This window comes from Sandarakinorhabdus sp. (assembly GCF_040398645.1).
GTDB lineage: Bacteria > Pseudomonadota > Alphaproteobacteria > Sphingomonadales > Sphingomonadaceae > Sandarakinorhabdus.
This window is the reverse complement of record NZ_JBBATR010000003.1, coordinates 2,217-5,002: the sequence shown is the minus strand read 5'-3', so window position 1 is coordinate 5,002 and position 2,786 is coordinate 2,217. Positions and strand designations below refer to the sequence as shown.

The following is a 2,786-nucleotide window of genomic DNA, read 5'->3' as shown; positions in this document are numbered from 1 at the left end:
CTGCCCCATGCCAGCCCCTTCACCCCAAACGCGGCGCGCACCAGTTCGGCAAACGGCGAATTTTCATAATGATAGAGAATGGGCTGCATGGCGCTCACTTTCAGCTGCGGTAATCGGCATTTATGCTGATGTAACCATGGGTCAGATCGCAGGTCCACACCCGCGCCCGGCCGGCGCCAAGGCCAAGATCAGCGGTGATGAGAATCTCGCTGCCTGCCAGATGCGCGGCGACCGGGGCTTCGTCATAGCCGGGCACCACCGCGCCTTGGCTCGCCACCAGCGTGTCGCCAAAGCGGATGCTCAGCAGGTCGCGCTCGGCGGGTTCGCCGGCCTTGCCCACCGCCATCACCACGCGGCCCCAATTGGCATCGCCGCCGGCAATCGCGGTTTTGACCAGCGGCGAATTGGCGATGCTGAGCGCCACGGTCCTGGCCGAAGCATCATCAATGGCGCCGGTGACCGTGATTTCGATCAGCTTGCTCGCGCCTTCACCGTCGCGCACCACCAATATCGCCAATTGCCGGCACACATCGGCCAGGGCGGCGGCAAGGGCGTCGGCGCCGGCGTCGTCCATGCTGGTCAATTCGGCATTGCCGGCCGCGCCGGTGGCAAAGGCCAGCACCGTGTCGGATGTCGAGGTGTCGCTGTCCACCGTTATGGCGTTGAAACTATTGGCCACGGCCGCGGTGAGCATGGCTTGCCACAGTGGCGGCGCAATCGCAGCGTCCGTGAAGATGAAGCCAAGCAACGTCGCCATATCCGGCGCGATCATGCCGCTGCCCTTCACGATGCCGGTAATGATTACGCGGGTGCTGCCCAGCATGGCGGCAGCGGTGGCGGCCTTGGGGAAGGTATCGGTGGTGCCGATGGCATTGGTGGCGGCTAGAAAATCGCCATTGCCAAGCGCGGCATGGGCCAGATCAACCCCGGCCAGCGCTAGATCCACTGGCAGCGGCACCCCGATCACGCCAGTCGAGGCGCTGAACACTTCCGCCGGTGAGCAGCCCAGCCGCTCCGCAACCCGCGCCGCCTGTGCCTGCGCAGCCTGCCGGCCGGACAGGCCGGTGAATGCGTTGCTGTTGCCGGCATTCACGATGAGGCCGCGCGCCCGGCCGCCGGCCAGATTTGCCCGGCATAGTTCCACTTCGGGCGATGGGCATTTCGATCGGGTGGTCACCCCGGCGACAGCGGTACCGGGGATGAACGCCGCCAGCGTCACACAATCGCGCGTCCAGTTTTTGTAGGTCACGCTGGCCGTGCCGATGCGCACGCCGGCAACAGCGTCCAAAGCGGGAAAGGGCAGGGCGAGCGGTGAAATCGTCATGCTGCCCACATTGCCATGCCCGGCTTCAGTGTCCAGAGGCTTGCGCAGTTGACTCGGCGCAACTGCCGCCTTATCGGCATCCTTCGTTCTGGCGGCGGGCAACTGCGGCCCTGATTATCTTGTTTCGGGACTGTTTCGATGAAGCGCACCTTTCAGCCGTCCAACCTTGTTCGTGCCCGCCGCCATGGCTTTCGGGCCCGTATGGCCACCGTTGGTGGCCGCAAGGTGATCCACGCCCGCCGCGCGCGTGGCCGCAAGAAGCTGTCGGCCTGATCCATGGCAGCGCCGGAGACAATCCGGCTGCGGCGTGATTTTCTGGCTGCCAACCAGGGCCGGCGGGTGCCAACCGCCGGCTTTGTGCTGTTGGTGCGCCAGCGCGGCGACGGCACAAGCCTGATGCGCGCCGGCTACACGGTCACCAAGAAGGTTGGCAACAGCGTGGTTCGCAACCGGTTGAAGCGGCGACTTCGCGAAATTGTCCGGCTGATGTTGCCGGCACACGGCCACAGCGGCGCCGATCATGTGCTGATCGGGCGCGATGCCGGCCTCAAACGTGATTTTGCCGCGTTGCAGGCCGATCTGGCCAAGGCGCTGGGCAAGGCGCTGCTGCCCGCCCCGCCGCACACGGGTGGCAGGCCCGGCAGGCGGCCATGAAACGGCTGCTGATCTGGCCCATCCGTCTGTGGCAATTGACATTTTCCGCCGTGATGCCGCCCAGTTGCCGCTTCACGCCCAGCTGCTCCGCCTATGCCATCACCGCCATCGAACGCCACGGCCCGCTGCGCGGCGGCTGGCTGGCGGCGCGCCGGATTGGCCGCTGTCATCCATGGGGGTCATCGGGCTATGACCCGGTGCCCTGACCGGCTATAGGCTTCAAAATTCCATTCCCGAATCCGGTTCCCGCCCCGAAACCGGCCCCAGCAAAGAGACAGGCCTTGGCCCAGGACAATCAATCGCCCGACACGAAGAATATCGTGCTGGCCGTGCTGCTTTCATCGCTGGTGCTGATCGGCTGGACGTTCTTTGCCGATCGCTTCCTCCCCGAAACGCCGCAAACTGCTGCCCCGGCGGTGACCCAAAGTGGCGCGGCGTTGCCAGGTGCTGGCAAAGCGTTGCAGCCTGCTGGCCAAATGCCGGCTATTTCCGGCACTGCTGCGGTGGTGCCGCGCGCGGCGGCGCTGGCCGCCGGCCCGCGGGTGCGCATCGTCACGCCGCGGCTGACTGGCTCGATCAATCTGACCGGTGCGCGCTTTGATGATCTCACCCTGCCCAGCTACCGCCAGACGATTGACGGCACTTCGCCGCCCGTTCGGCTGTTTTCGCCAGGCGGCACTGCCGATGCCCAGTTTGCGCAATTTGGCTGGGTGGGCGCCGCCGCGCCGCCAGCGACCGCAGTGTGGACGGCTGACCGCGCCACGCTGACCCCGACGACGCCGGTCACCCTCACCACTACGGCGCCCAC

General features: G+C 66.2%; 5 protein-coding genes. 4 read left to right on the top strand and 1 reads right to left on the bottom strand.

The annotated features are described in order from the left end of the window. Positions 1-100: 100 nt before the first annotated feature. Positions 101-1,324, bottom strand: a complete 1,224-nt coding sequence (argJ, locus tag ABWP50_RS01100; RefSeq protein WP_353216142.1) for a bifunctional glutamate N-acetyltransferase/amino-acid acetyltransferase ArgJ — start codon at positions 1,322-1,324, stop codon at positions 101-103. 138 nt (positions 1,325-1,462) lie between these two features. Between argJ and rpmH the strand changes: the two genes are divergently transcribed. The 4 genes from rpmH to yidC form a co-directional block, all read left to right on the top strand. Further along, positions 1,463-1,597, top strand: a complete 135-nt coding sequence (rpmH, locus tag ABWP50_RS01095) for a 50S ribosomal protein L34 (protein ID WP_353216141.1) — start codon at positions 1,463-1,465, stop codon at positions 1,595-1,597. 3 nt (positions 1,598-1,600) lie between these two features. Then, on the top strand, positions 1,601-1,978 hold the full coding sequence (rnpA, locus tag ABWP50_RS01090; RefSeq protein WP_353216140.1) for a ribonuclease P protein component: 378 nt from the start codon (positions 1,601-1,603) through the stop codon (positions 1,976-1,978). After that, entirely contained in the window at positions 1,975-2,184 is a 210-nt protein-coding gene (yidD, locus tag ABWP50_RS01085) for a membrane protein insertion efficiency factor YidD (RefSeq protein WP_353216139.1), read from the top strand. The genes rnpA and yidD overlap by 4 nt, the downstream gene beginning before the upstream one ends. 75 nt (positions 2,185-2,259) lie before the next feature. Then, positions 2,260-2,786, top strand: a 527-nt coding sequence (gene yidC / locus ABWP50_RS01080) for a membrane protein insertase YidC (RefSeq protein ID WP_353216138.1), incomplete at its 3' end; no start/stop codon positions are given.